Annotated in this window: 19 protein-coding genes and 1 pseudogene; 11 read left to right on the top strand and 9 right to left on the bottom strand. The window is 69.1% G+C overall.

Annotation, left to right across the window (positions count from 1 at the left end; genetic code table 11):
• The first annotated feature begins 114 nt into the window (after positions 1 to 114).
• From ACIA77_RS49440 to ACIA77_RS49425, 4 genes are read left to right on the top strand one after another with little or no spacing between them, the layout of a single operon-like run.
• Positions 115 to 468 (top strand): hypothetical protein, encoded by a 354-nt coding sequence (locus tag ACIA77_RS49440; protein WP_395893178.1) that lies wholly within the window; start codon positions 115 to 117, stop codon positions 466 to 468.
• 38 nt (positions 469 to 506) lie between these two features.
• On the top strand, positions 507 to 2,324 hold the full coding sequence (locus ACIA77_RS49435; RefSeq protein WP_395893177.1) for a cytochrome c oxidase assembly protein: 1,818 nt from the start codon (positions 507 to 509) through the stop codon (positions 2,322 to 2,324).
• Positions 2,297 to 3,037 carry a DsbA family protein gene (locus tag ACIA77_RS49430; protein WP_395893176.1) on the top strand — a complete coding sequence of 247 codons (741 nt, stop codon included), beginning with the start codon at positions 2,297 to 2,299 and terminating at the stop codon, positions 3,035 to 3,037. The genes ACIA77_RS49435 and ACIA77_RS49430 overlap by 28 nt, the downstream gene beginning before the upstream one ends.
• Entirely contained in the window at positions 3,034 to 3,606 is a 573-nt protein-coding gene (locus ACIA77_RS49425; protein ID WP_395893175.1) for a vitamin K epoxide reductase family protein, read from the top strand. The genes ACIA77_RS49430 and ACIA77_RS49425 overlap by 4 nt, the downstream gene beginning before the upstream one ends.
• Here ACIA77_RS49425 and ACIA77_RS49420 read toward each other — a convergent pair.
• Positions 3,585 to 5,831, bottom strand: coding sequence for a heavy metal translocating P-type ATPase (locus ACIA77_RS49420; RefSeq protein WP_395893174.1), 2,247 nt, complete (start codon positions 5,829 to 5,831; stop codon positions 3,585 to 3,587). The two genes, ACIA77_RS49425 and ACIA77_RS49420, sit on opposite strands and share 22 nt — an antisense overlap.
• A 103-nt stretch (positions 5,832 to 5,934) precedes the next feature.
• Between ACIA77_RS49420 and ACIA77_RS49415 the strand changes: the two genes are divergently transcribed.
• On the top strand, positions 5,935 to 6,840 hold the full coding sequence (locus tag ACIA77_RS49415) for a cytochrome c oxidase assembly protein (RefSeq protein WP_395893173.1): 906 nt from the start codon (positions 5,935 to 5,937) through the stop codon (positions 6,838 to 6,840).
• Positions 6,841 to 6,891: 51 nt separating this feature from the next.
• Positions 6,892 to 7,266 (top strand): DUF6292 family protein, encoded by a 375-nt coding sequence (locus ACIA77_RS49410; RefSeq protein ID WP_395893172.1) that lies wholly within the window; start codon positions 6,892 to 6,894, stop codon positions 7,264 to 7,266.
• On the opposite strand, the gene ACIA77_RS49405 is transcribed toward ACIA77_RS49410, so the two are convergent.
• The 8 genes from ACIA77_RS49405 to ACIA77_RS49370 all read right to left on the bottom strand — a co-directional run bounded on the left by ACIA77_RS49405 (position 7,221) and on the right by ACIA77_RS49370 (position 14,450).
• On the bottom strand, positions 7,221 to 7,481 hold the full coding sequence (locus ACIA77_RS49405) for a hypothetical protein (RefSeq protein ID WP_395893171.1): 261 nt from the start codon (positions 7,479 to 7,481) through the stop codon (positions 7,221 to 7,223). The genes ACIA77_RS49410 and ACIA77_RS49405 overlap by 46 nt on opposite strands.
• Positions 7,482 to 7,602: 121 nt before the next feature.
• Positions 7,603 to 8,979 (bottom strand): sensor histidine kinase, encoded by a 1,377-nt coding sequence (locus tag ACIA77_RS49400; protein ID WP_395893170.1) that lies wholly within the window; start codon positions 8,977 to 8,979, stop codon positions 7,603 to 7,605.
• Complete coding sequence (locus tag ACIA77_RS49395; RefSeq protein ID WP_395893187.1) at positions 8,976 to 9,656, bottom strand: response regulator; 681 nt, start codon at positions 9,654 to 9,656, stop codon at positions 8,976 to 8,978. Before ACIA77_RS49395 ends, ACIA77_RS49400 begins: the two co-directional genes overlap by 4 nt.
• A 348-nt stretch (positions 9,657 to 10,004) precedes the next feature.
• Positions 10,005 to 10,676 carry a winged helix-turn-helix transcriptional regulator gene (locus ACIA77_RS49390; protein ID WP_395893169.1) on the bottom strand — a complete coding sequence of 224 codons (672 nt, stop codon included), beginning with the start codon at positions 10,674 to 10,676 and terminating at the stop codon, positions 10,005 to 10,007.
• Positions 10,677 to 10,807: 131 nt separating this feature from the next.
• Positions 10,808 to 11,299 carry a MarR family winged helix-turn-helix transcriptional regulator gene (locus tag ACIA77_RS49385; RefSeq protein ID WP_395893168.1) on the bottom strand — a complete coding sequence of 164 codons (492 nt, stop codon included), beginning with the start codon at positions 11,297 to 11,299 and terminating at the stop codon, positions 10,808 to 10,810.
• Between the two features lie 142 nt (positions 11,300 to 11,441).
• Positions 11,442 to 12,338, bottom strand: coding sequence for a glycine betaine ABC transporter substrate-binding protein (locus ACIA77_RS49380; RefSeq protein ID WP_395893167.1), 897 nt, complete (start codon positions 12,336 to 12,338; stop codon positions 11,442 to 11,444).
• A gap of 29 nt (positions 12,339 to 12,367) precedes the next feature.
• The gene (locus ACIA77_RS49375) at positions 12,368 to 13,258 is read right to left on the bottom strand and encodes an ABC transporter permease (RefSeq protein WP_395893166.1); all 891 of its coding nucleotides are present in this window, start codon (positions 13,256 to 13,258) and stop codon (positions 12,368 to 12,370) included.
• Complete coding sequence (locus tag ACIA77_RS49370) at positions 13,251 to 14,450, bottom strand: glycine betaine/L-proline ABC transporter ATP-binding protein (protein ID WP_395893165.1); 1,200 nt, start codon at positions 14,448 to 14,450, stop codon at positions 13,251 to 13,253. Before ACIA77_RS49370 ends, ACIA77_RS49375 begins: the two co-directional genes overlap by 8 nt.
• A 405-nt stretch (positions 14,451 to 14,855) precedes the next feature.
• On the opposite strand from ACIA77_RS49370, the gene ACIA77_RS49365 reads away from it, so the two are divergent.
• The 5 genes and pseudogenes from ACIA77_RS49365 to ACIA77_RS49345 all read left to right on the top strand — a co-directional run bounded on the left by ACIA77_RS49365 (position 14,856) and on the right by ACIA77_RS49345 (position 20,580).
• Positions 14,856 to 15,890 (top strand): ion channel, encoded by a 1,035-nt coding sequence (locus tag ACIA77_RS49365; RefSeq protein WP_395893164.1) that lies wholly within the window; start codon positions 14,856 to 14,858, stop codon positions 15,888 to 15,890.
• Positions 15,891 to 16,010: 120 nt separating this feature from the next.
• Entirely contained in the window at positions 16,011 to 17,234 is a 1,224-nt protein-coding gene (locus ACIA77_RS49360) for a cation:proton antiporter (RefSeq protein WP_395893163.1), read from the top strand.
• 39 nt (positions 17,235 to 17,273) lie between these two features.
• A complete protein-coding gene (locus ACIA77_RS49355; protein WP_395893162.1) occupies positions 17,274 to 17,714 on the top strand; it encodes a CBS domain-containing protein in 441 nt (146 codons plus the stop codon).
• A gap of 16 nt (positions 17,715 to 17,730) precedes the next feature.
• The gene (locus ACIA77_RS49350; protein WP_395893161.1) at positions 17,731 to 19,023 is read left to right on the top strand and encodes an ArsB/NhaD family transporter; all 1,293 of its coding nucleotides are present in this window, start codon (positions 17,731 to 17,733) and stop codon (positions 19,021 to 19,023) included.
• A 138-nt stretch (positions 19,024 to 19,161) separates the two neighbouring features.
• Positions 19,162 to 20,580: pseudogene (locus ACIA77_RS49345) on the top strand (permease).
• Positions 20,581 to 20,669: the final 89 nt, after the last annotated feature.

Below are 20,669 nucleotides of genomic sequence, written 5' to 3'. Positions count from 1 at the left end.
AATGCACGGCAGGTACCGCTGGTGGCACGCGGGGCACACCGCTATGGCCGCGGCGATGGCGGCGATGCACGTCGTCCCACGCGCAACGCACCAGGCCTTGTACCGAACGGTGTCGTGGTGTTCGCGGCAGGAGCTGCCGTTCTCGCACTGTCGGCCGTGTATCTGTGGCGCCGTGACGGTCGAGCTGATCACCGCTGGGTGCTCTCCACTGCGGATTTCCTGGTGATGGCGGCGATGTGCGCTGCTCCGGCGGCCCGCCTGGGGCCTCTGGCGTCGCTGTGTGCGGCGTTCCTGACGGTCGAGGGGCTGGCCTGGGTCTTCGAGGCGTGGGGAGGTATTCGCCGAGGCTCAGCCGGGCCGATCACGGCGGGGGCGACTCTTGTGGCCACGCGTCCCGATGTCGGTGCTCGGGCGAGTTTGGCCGCGATGGCCGCGGGTATGGCGTTCATGCTGGTGGCCGTGCGGTGATCCGGAGGGCTACGTGTGCGGCCGGCGCCGTTGCGTTGGTGGGGCTGGGCGTCGCGGCGTGGCTCGCGGGTTCAGGCCCGTATTCCGCCGTGGGCGATGCCGATCCTGGTCTCGTCGTCGCCGTCGGTGCGCCGGTGCTGCGGCTGGCCGCTGACTTCTCCGCTGCGATCTGCATCGGCTCGCTGGCCTACACCGTGTTCTTCACCCGCCCGCAGCGGAACGGGGCAGTGGCCCCGGACGCGTACCGGGAGGTGCGGGTGGCTTCCGTTGCCGCGCTGTTCTGGTTCATCGCCGCGTTGGGGGAGGTGCCCTTGTCCGCGGGCAACACCGCAGGGTTGTCTCTGCGCGATGCGGTCTTGCCCGACCACTTGGCGGGATTGATCGGAGCGTTGGAGGAGCCGCGAGCGTGGCTGGTGACCGCCGCGCTCGCGGCGGCGATCGCGCTGGGGGTGCGGGCAGTGCTGCGCTGGCCCACGGCCGTCGCGCTCTTCCTGGTCTCCCTCGTCGCCGTGGTGCCGCCCGCAGTGACCGGGCACGGTTCGGCGGACACCGGTCACGACCTGGCGCTGGGTGCCCTGGTGTTGCACGTACCGGCGGCGTGCGGCTGGCTGGGGCTTCTCTTCGCGGTCCTGCGCCGACGCGCTTGGCTGGACGGCGCGCACCTGCGCCGGTATCACCGCATCGCGATCGGGTGCTGGGCCGTCCTTGTGAGCACCGGGCTCGTTCTCTCCGCGGTTCTGGTGCCGGCGAGCGGCTGGACATCGGGGTACGGGCTCGTCCTGCTGGGCAAGACGCTTGTGGTGCTGGGGCTGGGAGCCGTTCTCGTACGGTTGCGCCATGCGCCCGGCCGGCTCTCGTGGCTGTTCGCGGAGCTCGTCGCGCTGGCCGGGTTGTTCGCCGCCTCGGTGGACCTGTCCCACTTGCCGCTCCCGGGCTTCTTCGCCCAAGCGGGGACCACGGGCGAGGTCGTGCTGGGATACGACCTCGCCGGGCCCCCGACGCCGTGGCGTTTGCTCGCCGACTGGCGGCCCGACGTGGTGTTCGCACCGCTGTCGGTAGGGCTCGCCGCGGGGTATCTGCTGTTGGTGCGGCGGGCGCGTCGATGGCCGAAGACACGTACGTTCGCCTGGTCCGGTGGTTGCTTGGTGCTGCTGCTGGCGACGTCGTCAGGGGTGGGCCGATACGCCGCCGCGATGTTCAGCGTGCACCTCGCCGTCCACATGGTGGTGTCGATGCTCGTTCCGGTGTTGCTGGTGCTGGGCGGCCCGCTTGAGCTCCTGCGGCAGGCGGTTCCCGGCATGCGGCTCCGGCTGACGGCGCTGACCGAGTCCGGCGCCGTGCGGTTCCTCACCCACCCGGTCCCGGCGCTGCTGCTGTTTGCCGGCTCGCCCTTCGCGCTCTACTTCACCGGCCTGTTCGACGCCGCGGTCCGCTTCCACTGGGCACACCTGGCCATCGACACCTGGTTCGTCGTGGCCGGCTACGCCTTCTTCTGGCCGGTGATCGGCTCCGATCCACCACCGCGGCCGATGCCGAACATCGCCCGTCTCGGCGTGGTCCTCGCCGCCATGCCCGCGGATGTCGTGTTCGGCGCCGCGGTGCTCGCCGAGCACCGCGTACTCGGGAACGGGCCGGCCGCGGCGGCCATGTACCAGGCGCTCGCGCTGCCCTGGGTCCCGGACCTGCACGCCGACCAGCGGCTGGGCGGGATCCTCGCGCTGGCCGTGAGCGAACTCGTCCTGCTCGCCGTGCTCGCCGCGCTGCTGATGCGCTGGGAGCGCACCGACCTCGATGTTCCGGACACACTACGAAAGGACACCGTCGAGAAATGGCACGGAACAAACGCAACCCGGTGACAGCCAGGAAAGGGCTGTCTGCGAACACGTGGACCACGATCGCCGTGATCGTCGTCGCCATACTGGTCATCGGTGGTGTCCTGGTGTTCAACCACAAGGACGAGCCCGCGCCGAACTCCGGTACCGTCGCCGCGGACGTCCTGCGCCATCCCGACAGCCACACGGTGAGCCGCGCGGACAACGGCGCGGTCACCGTGGTCGAGTTCCTCGACTACCAATGCCCGGTGTGCGAGGCCTACTACCAGAACGTGACCAGCAGCATCGAGCACGACTACGCGGGCCGGATCACGTTCGTCACCAGGAATTTCCCGCTGCCCATGCACCCGCTCGCCGTCCCGGCGGCCCGGGCCGCCGAAGCCGCGGCACTGCAGGGCAAGTACCAGCAGATGTACGACAAGCTCTACGGCGATTACCCCACGTGGGCCCTGGCCGCCGATGGCAAGAACGTCAGTGACGACACCGCTCGCGCCCAGGCCCGATTCGACACCTACGCCAAGGACCTCGGTCTCGACCTCGGCCGGTTCCATTCCGACATGGCCTCGAAGGCGGTGCAGGCGCGGATCGACCAGGGAAAGGCCGACGGTAACGAAGCCGGCGTCACCGGAACCCCGACGATCTTCATCAACGGCAGCAAGTTCTCCCCGGCCGGCACCACCTACGCCCAGGTCGCCCAGCAGCTGCGAGGGCAGCTCGACCGGGCACTGGCCTCGTGACCGCCACCGGCGCCACCACCCGGGGGCCGGCCTGGCTCTACCTGATCGGCGGCGCACTCGGACTGGTTGCGGCGATCGCCCTCACGCTCGAGAAGATCGCGAAGCTACGCGATCCGGCCTACGTGCCCAGCTGCTCGATCAACCCGGTCATCTCGTGCGGCTCGGTGATGGACAGCCCGCAGGCCGGCGTGTTCGGCTTTCCCAATCCGCTGATCGGGATCGCGGCCTTCGCTGTCGTGGTGACCTTCGGTGTGGTGCTGCTGACCGGGTACACCGCGCCGCGCTGGGTGTGGTTGGGGATGCAGCTCGGCGCCACGTTCGGCGTCGGGTTCGTCCACTGGCTGATCTTCGCCAGTCTGTACCGCATCCACGCGTTGTGCCCGTACTGCATGGTCGTGTGGATCGTCACGATCGCCACGTTCTGGTACACCACGCTCCACAACCTGCGGGGGACCGCGTTCGGCGCTCTCGTCCGGCGTGTCCACAGCGGACTGCTCGCGCTGTGGTACGTCGCTGTCGCGGCGCTGGTGTTGCAGGCGTTCTGGCCCTACTGGTCCACTGTGGCCTGACCGTCGGCGTCGAATGTGCGCAGCCGCAGGCTGTTGGAGACGACGAACAATGAGGACAACGCCATCGCCGCGGCGGAGACGAGCGGGTTGAGCAGACCGGCTGCTGCGAGCGGCAAGGCGGCCACGTTGTAGCCGAACGCCCACCACAGGTTGCCGCGGATGGTCCGGGTGGTCGCGCGGGCCAGGCGGAGGGACCGCGATACCACGGACAGGTCGGTGCTCACCAGGATCACGTCCGCCGCGCCCGCGGCCACGTCGGTTCCGGTGACCATGGCCAGTCCGAGGTCGGCGGCAGCCAGCGCCGGGGCGTCGTTGACCCCGTCACCGACCATGGCGACCGTGCGGCCTTCACGCTTCAGCCGGTCGATCACCGCGGCTTTGCCGTCGGGCAGCACGTCGGCGATCACCTCGTCGATGCCGGCTCGGGCGGCGACGGTGCGCGCGGTGGCCTCACGGTCACCGGTCAGCAGGATCGTGCGCAACCGGAGACTGTGCAGTGCCGAGATCGCCGCCGGCGCGCTGGGACGCAGGGTGTCGGCAACCGCGATGAGACCCGCCGCTGTGTCGTCGACGGCCGCGGCCACGACGCCGAGACCGGCGCGTTCCCAGGTCTCCACATCGGCGCGGACGCTTGGCGGCAGCGCGATGCCGTGCTCCTGCAGCAGCCGGGTCGACCCCACAAGCACGGCGTGGCCTTCGACGGTGCCCCGTGCGCCCAGCCCCGAGAGCGACGTGAACTCCTCGACCACGGGCAGCTCACCCGCTTCCGCACGGGCCTTGGCGGCGACCGCTGCCGCGACGGGGTGCTCGGACGCGGTTTCGGTGGCTCCCACCAGCCGCAGGAATTCCTCCCGGCCGTACTGCTCGGTGCGGACTCCGGTGACGGTGAGCTGTCCCGTGGTCACGGTCCCCGTCTTGTCGAAGACGACCGTGTCGACCTCGCGAGCCGAGTCGAGCGGCGCGGTCCCCTTGAGGAAGATCCCGAGCTGCGCACCGCGCCCCGAGGCGACCAGCAGCGCCGTTGGCGTGGCCAGACCCAGCGCACAGGGACAGGCGATGATCAGCACCGCGAGCCCGGCGCTGAACGCGCGGGGCGCACCGCTGCCCGCGAGCGCCCAGCCGGCCGCGGTGAGCACCGCCAGTGCGACCACGGTGGGGACGAACACCGCCGAGATCCGATCGGCCAGCCGTTGTGCGGAGGCCTTGTCGTGCTGGGCTCGTTCGACGAGCCGGGTGAGCAGCCCGATGCGGCTGTCGGCCCCGATGTGGGTGGCACGCACGACCAGGCGGCCCCCGAGCGCGACCGTCGCACCCAGCACGGTGTCGCCCACGGTCACTTCTCGCGGCACGGACTCCCCGGTCATCGTGGCCCCGTCGACCGTGCACGCGCCGTCCAGGACCACGCCGTCGGCGGCGATGGTCTCTCCAGGCCGGACGACGAAGCGATCACCCGCCCGGAGTTCGGCCGTGCGCACGCGCCGCTCGGCACCGTGCTCGTCGAGCAGGGACACGTCTTTCGCACCCAGCTCCGACAGCGCGCGCAAAGCCGCTCCGGCCGTCCGTTTGGCCCGGGCTTCGTACAAGCGGCCGGCCAGGACGAACACCGTGACGCCGATGGCCACGTCCAGGTAGATGGAGCCGGCGGGCCGCAGCAGCAACCCCCACACTCCGGCGGCGCCCGAAGCGCTGTCCGCGCCGAACATCGAGTACAGCGACCATGCGGTCGCCGCGAGGATCCCCGCGGACACCAGGGTGTCCATCGACGTGCTCCCGTGCCGCAGCGCCACCGCGGCTTTGCGGTGGAACGGCCACGCCGACCACGTCAGGACGGGTGCGGCCAGTGCGAGCACCACCGCTTGCCAGCCGGTGAACCGCAGCGACGGAACCAGTGCGAGGGTGAACGACAGGTCCGCCGCCGGAATGCCGAGCAGCAGCGCCACCACGAGGCGGCGCCACACCCGCCGGGCCTCGTCGCCCCGCGCTGCCCTCGTCTGCTCGGGCCGCAGCACCTCGGCGGTGTAGCCGGCCTGGCTCACCTGCCGCAGCAGCAGGTCCTCGTCCGGTGGGGCGTCGGTCTCCACGATCGCCCGTTCGGTGGCGAAGTTGACGCTCGCGCGCACCCCGTCCAGTTTGTTCAGCTTGCGCTCGACCCGCGCCGCGCACGCCGCGCAGGTCATGCCGCCGATGGCCAGTTCCACCGAGCGTACGGGGGCGACCGAGGTCATCCGCACCGCTCCTCTCCGAGCCCAGCAGGCCGAGTAGCATCGTGCAAGTGTTGCTCACTGCAAAAGTTACCCTGAGCATGATTAGCGGCCGAGCGGAGCCCCGGTGACCGCCGTGGCACCCTTCACCGCGTGGGCGTTGCTGGCCGACTGGGACGTGCCGGTGGCCGGCGCGATCGCCGTCGGGCTCGCCGGGCTGGGGTACGGCTGGGCCTCCGCGCGAGCCGGTTCCTGGCCGGCCGGGCGGACGTGCGCGTTCTTCGCCGGCCTGATCCTCGTGCTGTTCGCGCTCGGCAGCGGGGTGAACACCTACAGTTCGGTGCTGTTCACCGTTCACATGGCTCAGCACCTGCTGCTGATCATGGTCGCGCCGGCGCTGCTGTTGTTCGGACGGCCGTTCGAACTGCTGCCCCGTGGCCACGCGTTCGTGGCGACACCTGCTCACCCGATCTGTGGGTTCGCCTTGTACACGGTGGTGGTCGTGGGCACGCACCTCACCCCGTTCCTGCAGGGCGCCCTGACCGTGCCGGCACTGCACGGACTCGAGGAAGTCGGCTACCTGGTCGCCGGTCTGCTGCTCCTGCTGCCGATCGTGGGAGTACGGCCGGGCAGACGTCCCACGCCCTACCTGATGCGGCTGGTGCTGTTGTTCGCCGCGATGGTGGTCGACGCGGTCGTGGGAGTGGCGCTGATGATGACACCGCACGAGCCGTTCGCCGCCTATGCGGCCGTGGTCCGGCACTGGGGCCCCGGACTGGTCGAAGACCTGCACTGGGGCGGCGCGATGATGTGGGTCGGCGGCGACGCGCTGATGGCCGTACTCGCTGTCGCGGTGATCGGCGGCTGGCTCCGTTCGAGCGAGCGTGGCGACGACCTCGGGTCGTGGCTGGAGAACGCGCGCCGGTCGGCGCTGGAGCTCGGCGACGGGACTCGCGTCGACGAGGATGAGGATGCGCTACAGGCGTACAACGCGATGCTGGCCCGGCTCTCGGACCGCGACGTGCGCCGGTGATGCGCGAACGGGCGTTGCCGCTGGAGGACCTCGGGCTCCCTGCTTACGTCCGTGCGATCGGCCGTGCCCTGCGGGTGCCGCAGGGCAACTGCTTGCGAAGGCGGGGCGCGACCAGCCGCCTACTTGGCGCTGCCCGGTCGATGCGTACGCCATCCGGACCGAGACGTGATGGCGATCTGGTCCGCGCGCAGCGGCTGGAAAGTGGTGCTGGAGAACACGAGCCGGCGGCCTTCAACGGTGCTTGCCCGGTTGGCGGACGCGACGGTGCCGCCGCCCGCTGTGGTGGAGAGTTTTGTGCGCGATGTGTTGTCAGGCGCGCGCGAAGGTGGCGTGCCGGCCCCCAGCGTGGATGCGGCGGCGCTGGGGGACCTGCTGGTCTCCTACGTGGTCAGGGGCTGGCCGGAGGACGAGGGAAGCCTGTTCTGAGTTCCGCGCGTGGCGTCGACCAGCCGGACGAGACGGAACCGCGCCAGCCGGTGCAGCATTTCGTCGAGTGCTTCGGGAACGATCTGGCCTTCGAGGTCACGGGCCGCGGCGTGCACGATGGTGTCGATCGCGGCGGCGGAGAGCTGCCCGGTGAATTCTTCCCTCAACCGCTCGCTGACCTGCGCGGGGACAGCCTGGAGGGGGTGTTGCTGCATGGGCGTTCCTCGTTCTTGTTGCTGTGATGACCGTCCCATTCTGCTGCTCCACGGCTCTGGTGCACCTGACGACTGCCTGACGATCGGTGCGGAAAGGGCAAGCGTTGGCCGGGAGCCGGGGCTATCCGCGAGCTTCCGGCAACTCGACCACGAACCGGGCTCCGCCGCCGGGGCGGTCTTCGATGTGCACGCTGCCGTGGTGGCGGCGTACGTGGTCGGCGACGATGGCCAGCCCGAGACCGCTACCGGAGTCCGGTCCGCGCCGCCCGGAGTGCACGCCGCGGGCGAAGCGTTCGAAGACGCGTTCGCGGAGTTCCGCGGGCACGCCCTCGCCGGCGTCGTCGACCTCCAGTCGTACCGTGCCGCCGTGGGCGAACACCGCGACGCGAACCGGCCCGCCCGCGTAGCGATCGGCGTTGTCGAGCAGGTTCGTCAAGACCCGGTCGAGCCGTCGCCGGTCGCCGAAGGCCAGAACTGGTTCCGCCGGTGCGTCCACGGCGGGACCCGGGCCGGATCTGCTGGCGATGACGTTGCGCGCCAACGCCGCCAGATCGATCAGCTCACGGCCGTGTTCGGCGTCCTGTTCGTCGGCGGAAGAAATTTCCAGCAGGTCCAGGACCATCCGCTGGAAACGGCGCAGCTCGGCGAGCAGCAGCCGCAGCGCTTTCTGCGCCGGGGCGGGCATGGACTCGCGGCGGCGGTCCAGGACTTCGGCGACGGTGGTCATCGTCGTGAGCGGGGAGCGCAGTTCGTGGCTGACGTCGGTGGTGAACCGAGCGTCCCGGCGCACTCGCTGTTCGAGCGCGTCGGCGGTCGCGTTGAAGCTGGTGGCCAGCGGAGCGAGATCGGGATCGGCCTGGTCCGGAAGCCGGGCGCTCAGGTCGCCGCTTGCGACCCGGGACGCCGCGGCGGTGAGCGCGGTCAACGGGCGCAGGGCGCGGCGCGTGGACCACGCGCCCAGCGCGACCCCCAGGATGCTGCAGGCCACAGTGCCCGCGATCAGGATGGTGCTGAGGTAGCGGAAGGTCCGATCGAGTTCGAGCAGGGGGTAGAGCTCGACGTAGAGGCCGTTGTGGGCGGCGACGGGAAGGGCGACAGCGAGGACCGGAACGCCATCGACTGTGAACCGCTGCCGGGCCGGCTGCCCGGCTCGCGCTTGCGCGACCAGCTCGGCCGGAAGGGCCCGGGGGAGGACGTGGCGACCGGCGGTCAGCCAACCGTTCGGCAGGGACAGCAGGATCGTGGAGTCCGGCCCGGTGGCGAGTCCGGTCAGAAGCTCGTCGAGGCTGTCGGGGTGCGCGCGGATCGCCGAATCGACCAACCTGACGTTGACGTCCGCTTGCCGTGCCGCGCTTTGTTCGCGCTGGCTGAACATGTAGCCCGTCGTGAGGTTCCAGACCGCGATGGCGAGCGTGCTCACCACGAGCAGGAGTCCCAGCCCGAACGCCGCGGAGACCCGCCAGCGCAGGGAAACGCGGCTGAGCGCGCCGGTGCTCACGCCGGCGAGCCCACGCGGTAACCGATCCCGCGCACGGTCACCACCACGGTGGGCACGTCGGGATCGGGTTCGACCTTGCGCCGCAGCCGTCTGATGTGGACGTCGAGCAGGCGGGTGTCGCCGAAGTAACTGTGGCCCCAGACCCGCTGCAGCAACTGCTCCCTCGTGACGACCTCACCGTCGGCCGCGGCCAGCTCGGTCAGCAGGCGGAACTCGGTACGGGTCAAGTGGATCGGCCTGCCCGACCGGTAGGCGCTCGCGTATTCAGGGCGCAGTTCGAGATCACCGACCCGCAGCCGCGCCGCGCGAGCCGGAGCCGCCCGGCGGAGCAGTGCTCGGACCCGCGCCGCCAACTCTCCTGCCACCAACGGCTTGGTCACGTAGTCGTCCGCACCGGCTTCCAGCCCCGCGATCACGTCGGAGCTGTCGGTGCGCGCAGTGATCACGATGACGGGCAGATCACCGTTGTCGCGCAAGGTCCGGCACACGCTCAACCCGTCGATGCCCGGCAGCATCAAGTCGAGGAGCACGACGTCGACAGTGGTGGTTTCCACGGTTTCGAGCGCTTCTTCACCCGAGCCCGCCTGAACGACTTCGAAACCTTCGTCGGCGAGCGTCAGGGCGAGCGCCTCGCTGATCATCACGTCGTCCTCGACCAGCAGCACGCGCACGGTCATCGTTTCGGGCCCTTCCCGGTCATCGTTCACCACGATACCGCCAACCCCGCATTGATGTCCTAGACAAGTGTTGCATACTGCAACGGTGAAGGGTGAGGTGAGCAGTTGTGGCGAACGGTGACCGGAGGTGGTTCGGCAAGCCGGACCCGTATTGCTGGCTCGCGGTCGTGCCGGTGCTGCTGGTGTCGGGTTTGGTGGTGGCCTTCGGTGCCTTGCTTCTGGGCGGGCTGGGGGCCGTCGCGGCGGTGGTGCTGCTGGCGTTCGACTCGTGGGCGAACCGGCCGGAGCAACCGGTGCGGCATGGCCGCCCCGACCCCGGCTGTTCGCCGTCGCCCGGTGGTACGCGGTTCACCGCGGGGGCTCCCCGGGCCGGTGGTAGCGGCTCGTCCCGAGCCACGCGACGGCCGACCGGACGGCCGCGCGGTTCCCGGTGAGGCGAACCGCGTGGTCCTTGACCGCGTCGAGCCAGCTGTCGTGGCCCAGCCAGATCGCCGCGAGCGCGGAGGGCGTGCACTCGACCCGCACGGTGATCGGCAGCGCGGGGTCCTGTGCTGTGGCCACGACAGCTGTGTCGGACAGGACCAGCCACCACCACCGCTGCCGGGACGTTTCGGCGAACCGGAAGTGGATGCTGACGGGAGAGGCAGGCAGCCCGAGCCGGTCGATGTCGCGGGCGATGTCGAGCAACAGGAGTTCCGGATCCACGTCGCCGGTGGGTGGTGGCAGCCATCGACGTCCCCAGCGCCCGAGTACGTCGATCACGCCTTCGAGCGCTCGACCAGCGTCGGTCAAGGCACACCGGGTGAGCGTGCCCTGCGACCGCGCCAGCGTCACCAGCCCGGCTGCGGAGAGCTGGTGGAGCCGTCTGCCGAGCAGGCTGCGCGACAGGCCCGGCAGCCCGCGGATCAGCTGCGGGGGACTGTTGCTGCCGTGCAGGAGTTCCCGGATGATCAGTACGGTCCAAGGCTCGCCGAGGACTTCGGCCGCTCCGGCTACCGGGCAGTGCTGGGCGTAGCGCATCACCGTTGCCGTGGCACCGTCCGGTCCGGTTGTGGCTGGTCCTGTCGGTGGCTCGGGTGGTCGGCAGCGCTCACGAACTCATTCTCGTCCGCGCTGGGTCCGCGGCACCTGACATTTGCCTGACGATCCAGTCAGCCCCAGATGCCGTCCGCAGTCGCGTCGACGGAAGGCTCGCCGCCGGCTTCGGTGAAGGCGGTCAGCACGTCGACCAAGCCGTGGCGAGCGTGTTCGGGCATCTTCGCGACGATCTTGGCGATCTCGCGGCGGCGCCGGTTGGTCACCAGGCGCACCACCCGGGCGCCCTCGTCGGTGAGCTCGATGAGGATTTCCCGGCGTGACGACGGGCTGTTCTGCCGGGCGACCATGCCGACCGCGGTGAGCCGGTCGACCATGCGGCTCGTGGTCGAGGGCGTGACGTTCAGCAGTTCGGCCAGCGCGGCGTGGTTCAAGGGGCCGCGCGAGTGCAGGATCACCAGGACGCGGAACTGCGGCAGGGTGATGAGGTCGCCCGCTGCCGCGATCGATCGGGCCGACACGGCGACGAGAAGTCGGGACGCCGTGAGGACGGCGTCCGTGATCGCGTCGACGTTGCTAGTGGCTGCGGCGGTCGTGGGGCGGGCCATGCTTCCAGTGTGCCGTATCCGGGCGAAGTGGGTCGGACAAGGCCAGCGCGTTTACCGGCGGGTTTCTCCGCTGGGCGCGCGGCCGTCCCGCGCCCGTCGTGGGGTCCGCTCGGTTCCTCGACCGGAGCGGACCCCACGACTGTCACAGTCCGGCGAACGCCTGGTCGACGAACTGGCGGTGCTGGTCGGCCCACTTCCCGGCCGCGGCCTTCTCTTCGCCCTTGGGCGCTTGCTGGATCGTGTCCTCGAGCGAACCGAGCTGGTCGTCGGTGAGCTTGAAGTTCTTCGCGATCTTGCCCAGTGCGGGGAAGGCCGCTCCGAAGCCGCTGCGGCCGATGGCGTGCAGTTGCTCGCCCTTGCCCATCGCGCCTTGAGGATCCTTCAGGTCCTTGAGGTGGTAGCGGGAGTAGGCCCAGTGCGGGTGCCACAGCGTCACGACGATGGGCTTCTGCGCCTTGATCGAGCTGTCCAGCGCGGCGAGCATGGCCGTGGTCGAGGAGTTCTGCAGCGGCATCGACTCCGCCAGGCCGTACTTCGGAAGGACGTCGTCCTGCACGATCCCGGTCTCGCCGGCGCTCGCCTCGATCCCGGTGATCTTGCCGCCGAATTCGGCGGCGTGCGTCTTGAGGTCGGCGATGCTGTCGACGTCCTTGACGTAGTCGGGCACTGCGAGGTTCAGTGTCGCGTTGTCGTACCAGACGCCGAGGTCTTCGAGCTTGTCCTTGTACTGGTTCCAGTAGTCCTTGTGCGTGGCCGGCAGCCAGGAGTCGAGGAACAGGTCGACGTCGCCCTTGGCCAGCCCGGCGTAGATGGGGCCGACGTCGAGCAGCTGGGTTTTGACGGTATAGCCCTTACCCTCGAGCACCGATTGGTACAGGTTGGTCAGCGCGACGTCTTCGTCCCAGTTGATGTAGCCGATCGTGATCGTCTTCGAGCTCTGGTCGTTACCCGAGGCCGCTTGTCGGCCGCCGCAGGCGGCGAGAGCGACCAGCGAGACGATCGCTGTGCCCAGCGCGAGGATCCGCTTGGCTGTGCGCACTCATCAGTCCTTTCTGGAAGGTGTTCGGATCAGGAGGCGCCCGCGCGCCGGCGGGCTCGTCCCAGGGCCGAGCGATCGCCCAGCGACGAGGTGATCCGGTCGAGGTAGATGGCGAGGACGACGACACCGAGCCCGGATTCGAATCCTTGGCCGAGCTTGAGGCTGGTCACCGCCGCATACACCTCGGCGCCGAGGCCGGGCGCGCCGACCATGCCGGAGATCACGACCATGGACAACGCCAGCATGATGATCTGGTTGACCCCGGCCATGATCGTCGGCATCGCCAGCGGGAGCTGGATCTCCGTGAGGATCTTCCGCGGGGGTGAGCCGAACGCCTCGCCGGCCTCGACCATCTCGGGGTCCACCTGGCGGATGCCCAGCTCGGTCAGGCGCACCCCGGGCGGCAGCGAGAACACCACGGTGGCCACGACGCCGGGGACAGGCCCGATCGAGAAGAAGAAGATCACCGGGATCAGGTAAACGAACGCCGGCAGGGTCTGCATGAAATCCAGGACTGGCTTGACCACCCGGCTCACCGCGGAGCTGCGCGCGGCCGCGATGCCGAGCGGCACCGCGATCACGACCGCCACGACACCAGCAACGAGAACCTGGGCGAGAGTCTGCATGGCGGAGGGAAACCGGTCCAGCCCGTCGATAACGGCGAACCCGAGCACCGAACCGAGTCCGAACTTCCAACCCCGAACCCACCACCCCAGCGCTGCGAAGACCACGACCATCGCCAGCGCCGGTGGCCACGTCAGCACGGCCGACAGCCCGTCGACCGCGCCCTGGGTCACGGCGTCGATCCCGTCGAAAAGCGGCCCGATGTTGCCCTGCAGCCAGTCCACGACAGCCTGGAACCAGTCGCCGACGGGGATGCGCGGGACATTCCACGGGTCCGCGACGAGGAAGTCACGCATTCGCGCTCACCTCGGGAATGTCACGCCCAGTTGATTCCGTCGCGGCCTGTGGCGGGGGTGCCAGCGCTCGCAACAGCGACTCGCGAGTGACCACACCGAGGAGCTTCCGGCTTTCCCCGACCACGGCGATGGGGAAGTCCGATGTCGCAGCCGCCTCGAAGAGCTCACCGGCGAGCGTTGCCGCGCCCACCTGCTGCACGGACCGCTCGATGATGCCGCGTACATCGGTGACGCCCTGATCTGCGGCAGCCTGGGCGGCGGCCTCGGTGACGGTGCCTTCCAGCCGGCCGGCGCCGTCGACCGCGAACAGCACCGCTTCGCCTCCGCGGCGCATGATGTCCAGCGCCCCGGCCGGTTCGACGCTCGGCGTGATGGTGGTGTGGGGGTAGGCCATGGCCGCGCCCGCGGTGAGAACGCGAGCCCGGTCGACATCCCGGATGAAGTTCGACACGTAGTCGTCAGCAGGTGCGGTCAGGATTTGCTGTGCTGTGCCGACCTGGACGATCCGGCCGTCCCGCATCATCGCGATCCGGTCACCCAGGCGCATCGCCTCGTTGAGGTCGTGCGTGATGAACACGATCGTCTTGCCCAGTCGCGCCTGCAGCAACAGCAACTGGTCCTGCATCTCCTTGCGGATCAAGGGATCCAAGGCGCTGAAGGCTTCATCCATCAGCAGGACCTCGGTGTCGGCCGCCAGGGCCCGGGCGAGGCCCACCCGCTGCTGCATGCCACCGGAAAGCTGCGCGGGCAGGCGATCCTCCCAACCGGTCAGGCCGACGAGGTGCAGTGCCTCCGCGGCGCGGGTCCTGCGGTGGCTGCGATCCACACCCTGCACGCGCAAGCCATACTCGACGTTCTCCGCGACCGTGCGGTGCGGGAAGAGCGCGAAGTGCTGGAAGACCATGCTCATCCGTCGCTGGCGCAGCTCGCGAATCTGAGCAGCGGTCATCGTGGTGAGATCGGCCTCGTCGACGAGCACCCGCCCCGCGGTAGCCGGGAGCAGGCCGTTCAGCGTGCGCAGCAAGGTCGACTTGCCCGACCCCGACAGCCCCATGACCACGAAGATCTCGCCCCGTTCGACCTCGAACGTCGCGTCGATCACGGCTGCGGTGACGCCCGGGAGCTCCAGCTCGGCGCGGTCCGCACCGTTCTCCAGGCGGCGAACGGCTTCCTGGGTGCGGTGACCGAACACCTTGTACAGGTTCTCAACTCGAACTATCGGCAATGGTCTCTCATGTTCTCAACGTCCCGTTCGTTGCCGGAGCACATGATTGCACAGGCCAACAGTTGCCTGGGTGGTTGTGTGATTTCCCTTCCCCGGCCCGGCCTGGCAGTCCAGGTTGAAGGGTGCCGCCGACACAGTGGGCGCAGTGACATCGTGCCGTGACTTGGGGCAGGGAAATCCAGCTGCGACCAGGTGAGATGCTGGTGCGCTCGGGGCGACGTACGTCCGACTGCGCGGTGTGGTGATCGCGACCTGCGGAGTGCCGTCACGGTTGGGTAACACTCGTCGCGTCCGGCGTGGACGGATGGTTCTCTCGACAGTTCCGGTGATGTGTCCACACGTGCCGTGTCAGATCGAGCAGGAGGAGAGATCGTGACGTTCGTCCTGTCCCGCTTGCTTTCCCGGCTGTTGTGGTCACAGGGGTGGGCCGCCCCGGTTCTCGTGGTGGCGTTCGTTTTCGCGACCAGCTGGCCGCTGATGGCACTCGCGGAGCCGGCCGGCAGTGAGCTGGTTCAAGCCGGCAACTACTGGTGGTACTTCGCCGTCACCGCGTCCACGGTGGGCTATGGAGACTTCTCGCCGCAGACTGCGGCCGGTCACGTGGTCGGGGCCTACGTGATCGCGGGCGGGATCGTCACGTTGACGACCGTGTTCGCTCGCCTGGCCGCGGCGCTGGAAACGATGAAGGGACGACGGATGCGAGGGCTCGAGCGAGTCTCGGTTAGTGGCCACGTGATCGTGCTCGGTTACCGTGCCACGCGGACCGAGAGGATCGTCCGCCAGTTGCTGGCCGACGGAGCCGGCCCGGTGGTCTTGGCGGCGGCCGGCGACGTCGGTGTGCACCCGATGCCCGGTGAGCCCGTCGAGTTCGTCCGTGGTGACCTGACCGACGACGCTGTTCTCCGTCTGGCCGGGGCGGAGCGCGCTCGAGCGGTCCTGGTCGACGTCGTGGACGACGACGCCACTTTGGCGGTGGCGGTCGCGGTCAACCATCTGGCCCCCGGGGCCCACGTGGTGGTCACCTTGCAGGACCTCGACCGGGCGTCGTTGGTGCGGTACGTCAACGAGCGTTTCCGCTGTGTGCAGTGGCACAGCCCGCGCATGGTGACTGAGGAGCTGGTGTCCCCGGGTATCGCCGACGTCTACGCGGAGCTGATGACCGAGGGCGGCGCGAGCACCTACTCCACGGTGGTTCCGGAGTCGGCGGGATCTCCGAGCGTTGACCTGTGCCGGGCGTCACTCCGCGTTCATCACGGGGCGACGCTGCTGGCCGTGCGGGATCGCGACCGGCTGATCGTGAACCCAGCGGGGGACACCTCCCTGCCCTGCGGCGCGACCATCTACTACGTCGCGACCGAGCGGCTATCTCCGCAACGGCTGGAGTGGTCGCTTCGTCGGCAGGTGTGACTCCCGGTTTGCCCCGAGCCGGTCTTTGCGGCATCTTTACGCGGGGAGCGCCGGGAAGTCTGGTCGGCCTGCTCGTGCCCGCCCGGGCGACGAGCCGGTTCGTCGACCTCGGGGTGTGCCATGGCGCTCGTTCTCGCCTTCGGTGTCGTGTTGTTGATCAGCGTGTCGCTGTCGGGCGTCGCGGCGCGGACGGTCTTGTCGACGGCGTTGTTGTTCCTGCTGGCAGGAGCGTTGCTCGGGGGCGGCGGTCTCGGCTTGATCCACATCGCGCCGCGCGATCCGCTCGTCACCTCACTGGCCGACATCGCGCTGTTCACGGTGCTGTTCACCGATGGGCAACGCGCGAACCTGCCGGCCTTGCGGGAGAACTGGCGGCTGTCGGGCCGGGCCCTGGGTCTCGGGATGCCGCTGACGATGGTCGGTATCGCGGTGCCCGCCCACTTCCTGGTCGGTGTGGACTGGCCGACGTCGTTGCTGCTCGGCGCGATTCTCTCGCCGACGGACCCGGTGTTCGCGGCCGCGATCGTCGGCCGTGGCGACGTGCCCTTGCGGCTGCGGCGGTTGCTCAACGTCGAGTCGGGCCTCAACGACGGGCTCGCATTGCCGTTCGTGCTGATCTTCCTGGCCACCGCGACCCACACCTCGTCCGATCTCGGCACGGTCGTCGTCGAACTGGTGCTCGGTCTGGCCTTCGGGATCGTGCTGCCCCTGCTGGTCAGCCTGGCGTGGCGGCTCAAGGTGCTCACGGCGGAACCGCGTCTGCAAGCGTTGGGGCCGCTGGCGATAGCGGTGATCCTCTATGCGGGCTGCCACCTCACCCACGCGAACCCCTACCTGGCCGCGTTCGCCGCCGGTTCGACACTGGCGACCGTCGACAAGACCGCAGCCGAGCAGTTCGAGCCGCTGGGCGACCTGCTCTCGGAGATCACCAAATTCGCCGCGCTGCTGGTGTTCGGCGCGCTGATCACCCCTGACCGGCTCTCCCACCTCCACGCCGGCGGCTGGGTCTTGGCCGTGCTGGCGATCCTGCTCGTCCGGCCCGCCGCGATGCTGCTGTCGCTGCTGCGGACCCCGCTGTCCGGGCGCGAACGTGCGACCGCCGCGTGGTTCGGGCCGAAAGGCTTCGCTTCGGTGGTGTACGGCCTGCTCGCGCTGCAGTCGGGCATCACCGACAGTGAACTCGTGTTCGACCTGGTCGCGGTGACGATCGCGCTGTCGATCGTGCTCCACTCGTCGACGGACGTGCCGATCGCGAAGCTGCTGCGGGTCGAGCCACCCGACAACCTGCCCACCGGCCGGGCCCCCGCCGGTGATCGTCAAGAAAACGACAGGAGCGGCCCGTGAGCCCCAGCACCACCACTCGGTTCGTCGTAACCTGGGCGTATGCACGCTGCCGAGATGGCCGAGGAGTACCCGGTCGTCGACCTGGACTCCGACGCGCTGACCGCGGTCCGGCTGCTCGCTCAGCAACGGCTGCCCGGCCTGGTGGTGACCGACGCCACCGGGTGCCCGCAATCGGTGCTGCCGGCCTCGCAGGTGGTGCAGTTCCTGGTGCCCCGGTACGTGGTGGACGATCCGTCGCTGGCTGGGGTGCTGAACGAGTCGATGGCCGACCGGGTCGCCGACAAGCTCGGCGGCCGCACCGTCCGCGAACTGCTGCCGGCCGAGCCCACGGAGCTGCCACGAGCGAACGCGGACGACACCGTGGTGGAGGTCGCCGCGATGATGGCGCGGCTGCGCTGCCCGCTCGTCGCCGTCATGGATGGCCGGAAGCTGCTCGGCGTCGTCTCGGCCTCGCGCTTGCTGGAGCTCGCGCTGCGCTGACCCGGGCGGTGCCGCGATGAGCACCGTCATCGCGGTCACCGTGTTCGTGATCGCCTACCTCTTCATCGCCACCGAGAAGGTCCCGAAGATGGCCGCGGCGCTCGCCGGAGCCGGCGTCGTGCTCGCGACCGGGGTCAGCGGATCGGCCGACGCGTTCTTCTCCGAGGACACCGGCGTCGACTGGAACGTCATCTTCCTCCTGCTCGGGATGATGATCATCGTCGGCATCCTCCGCCGCACCGGGGTGTTCGAGTTCGTCGCCATCTGGGCCGCGAAGCGCGCCAAGGGCTCGCCGCTGCGGATCATGATCCTGCTCGTGCTGATCACCGCGATCGCGTCGGCGTTCCTCGACAACGTCACGACCGTGCTGCTGATCGCCCCGGTGACCCTCCTGGTCTGCGACCGATTAGCCATCAAGCCGGCCCCGTTCCTCATCGCCGAGGTCCTCGCGTCCAACATCGGCGGGACGGCGACGCTCATCGGCGATCCGCCCAACATCATCATCGCCAGCCGCGCCGGCCTGACCTTCAACGACTTCCTGGTCAACCTCACTCCGATCGTTGCCCTCGAGCTCGTGGTGCTCGTCCTGGTGCTGCCGTGGCTGTTCCGCGGCTCCTTCACCGCCGACCCGGCGCGCGTCGCCGACGTGATGGCACTCAACGAACGCGAAGCGATCCAACAGCCGAAACTGCTGCTCAAATCCGGCGTCGTGCTCCTGTTCGTGTTCGCAGGGTTCGTGCTCCACTCCGTCGTCCACCTCAATCCGTCGGTGGTCGCGCTGCTCGGCGCCGGGGTACTCGTCCTCGTCTCCGGAACCCAGCCGAAGCAGTACCTCGCCGGCGTGGAATGGGAGACCCTGCTGTTCTTCGCCGGGTTGTTCATCATGATCGGCGCTCTGGTCAAAACCGGGGTGATCGACAGCCTGGCGCACCTCGCGGCCGAGGCCACCGGCGGCAACGCGCTCCTCGCCGTGTTCTTGATCCTCGGTGTCTCAGCGCTCCTGTCCGGAGTGATCGACAACATCCCCTACGTGGCCACCATGAGCCCGCTGGTGCTGGCCCTCACGCAGGACATCCCTGACCCGGCGCATTCGCAGGCGTTGTGGTGGTCGCTGGCGCTCGGTGCCGATTTCGGTGGCAACATGACCGCCGTGGGAGCCAGTGCCAACGTCGTGATGCTCGGCATCGCTGCCCGCTCCGGTTCCCCGATCACGTTCTGGGAGTTCACCAAGAAGGGCGCCGTCGTCACTGGGATCACCGTTCTCGTCGCGGCGCCCTACCTCTGGCTGCGCTATTTCGTGCTTTCCTGAAGACACACACCGAGCGAAGGAGCCCGCATGAACCAACTCATCGTCGCGGTGGTGGTGATCGCGGTGTTCGTCCTGGTGGTCCTCGCCCTGCGCTTCTACAACCATCACCAACGGCACTGACCGGGTAACCCCACGCAGGTGAAGCACACCACCGCGCACGTACACCCTGGAGGGGCCCGTGTTGTGGAGCGCGTGCGGCCACCTGCCGGCCAGCGGCTATCGCAGCTGAGGCGCCGCGTTGTCGGAGTCCTGGCCACGGCGCGCCTCCAGGCTGATGCCCCTCTTGACCGCGTGCCCGTCACTGGGCCGAGATCTGCGATCGGTGTGCCGAGGGCGGTTGTGCCGGTTAGCCTCGCCGGCAGGGGGTACCCCCTTGTGGTATTGAAGGTGGTGGACGTGGACGCAGCTGGGCGAGCACTGGGCCTGGCCGGGTCGATGGCGTGGGAGATCCTCTGGGCCTTGATCCTCGGCTTCCTGCTGTCGGCGGTGGTTCAGGCGGTGGTCCGCAAGGCCACGATCGTCCGGCTGATGGGCGACGCCCGGCCGCGCACGCTCGCCACCGCATCGCTGCTCGGCGCTGCGTCTTCCTCGTGCTCGTAGGGGGCCGCCCTGGCGCGATCCTTGTTCCGCAAGGGTGCGAACTTCACCGCTGCGATGGCGTTCGAAATCGCGTCCACCAACCTCGTCGTGGAATTGGGCATCATCCTGGCGCTGCTGATGGGCTGGCAGTTCGCCGCCGCGGAGTTCATCGGTGGCCCGATCATGATCGTGCTGCTGGTCGCGCTGCTGTTCCGGATTTTCGTCCGCGGCCGGATGGTCGCGAAGGCTCGCGAGCAGGCCGATCGCGGCGTGTCCGGTTCGATGGAGGGCCACGCCGCGATGGACATGTCCGTATCGGGCGAAGGCTCATTCTGGCGACGCCTGTTCTCACCTCGTAGGTTCACGTCGGTGTCGCACGTGTTCGTGATGGAGTGGGCCGCGATCCTGCGTGACCTGGTGCTCGGCTTGCTGATCGCCGGGGCGATCGGGGCGTGGGTGCCGGATTCGTTCTGGCAGGCCTTCTTCTTCACTGGCCATCCGCTGGTTTCCGCGCTGTGGGGGCCGATTGTCGGCCCGCTCGTCGCGATCCTGTCCTTCGTCTGCTCCATCGGCAACGTCCCACTCGCCGCGGTGCTGTGGAACGGCGGGATCAGCTTCGGCGGCGTCGTGGCCTTCATTTTCGCCGACCTGCTGATCCTGCCGATCCTCAACATCTACCGGAAGTACTACGGCACCCGGATGACGCTCGCGCTGCTCGGCACGTTCTACCTGGCCATGGTCGGCGCCGGATACCTGGTGGAACTGCTCTTCGGCGGCGCCGGACTGGTCCCGGCGCAGCGCTCTGTGGCAGTCGTGAGCGGAGGCGTCTCCTGGAGCTACACCACCTGGCTCGACATCATCTTCCTCCTCCTCGCAGCTACCTTGCTCGTCCGGTTCTTCCGCACCGGGGGCCGCGACATGCTGCGCATGATGGGCGGGTCACCGGAGGCCTCGACTCCCCACGAACACCGGGGCTGACGTTTTCCGGCTCAGGTTGATCAAGCTGCAGGATCGTGGATGGTTTTCGCCTGTCGTGGTAACGCGAGCTGCATACGCGCGACCAACTC

This window comes from Amycolatopsis sp. NPDC051903, assembly GCF_044452505.1.
Taxonomy (GTDB): Bacteria; Actinomycetota; Actinomycetes; order Mycobacteriales; family Pseudonocardiaceae; genus Amycolatopsis.
Note: the sequence above shows the minus strand (reverse complement) of the source record. Positions and strands in the feature narration are given on the sequence as shown.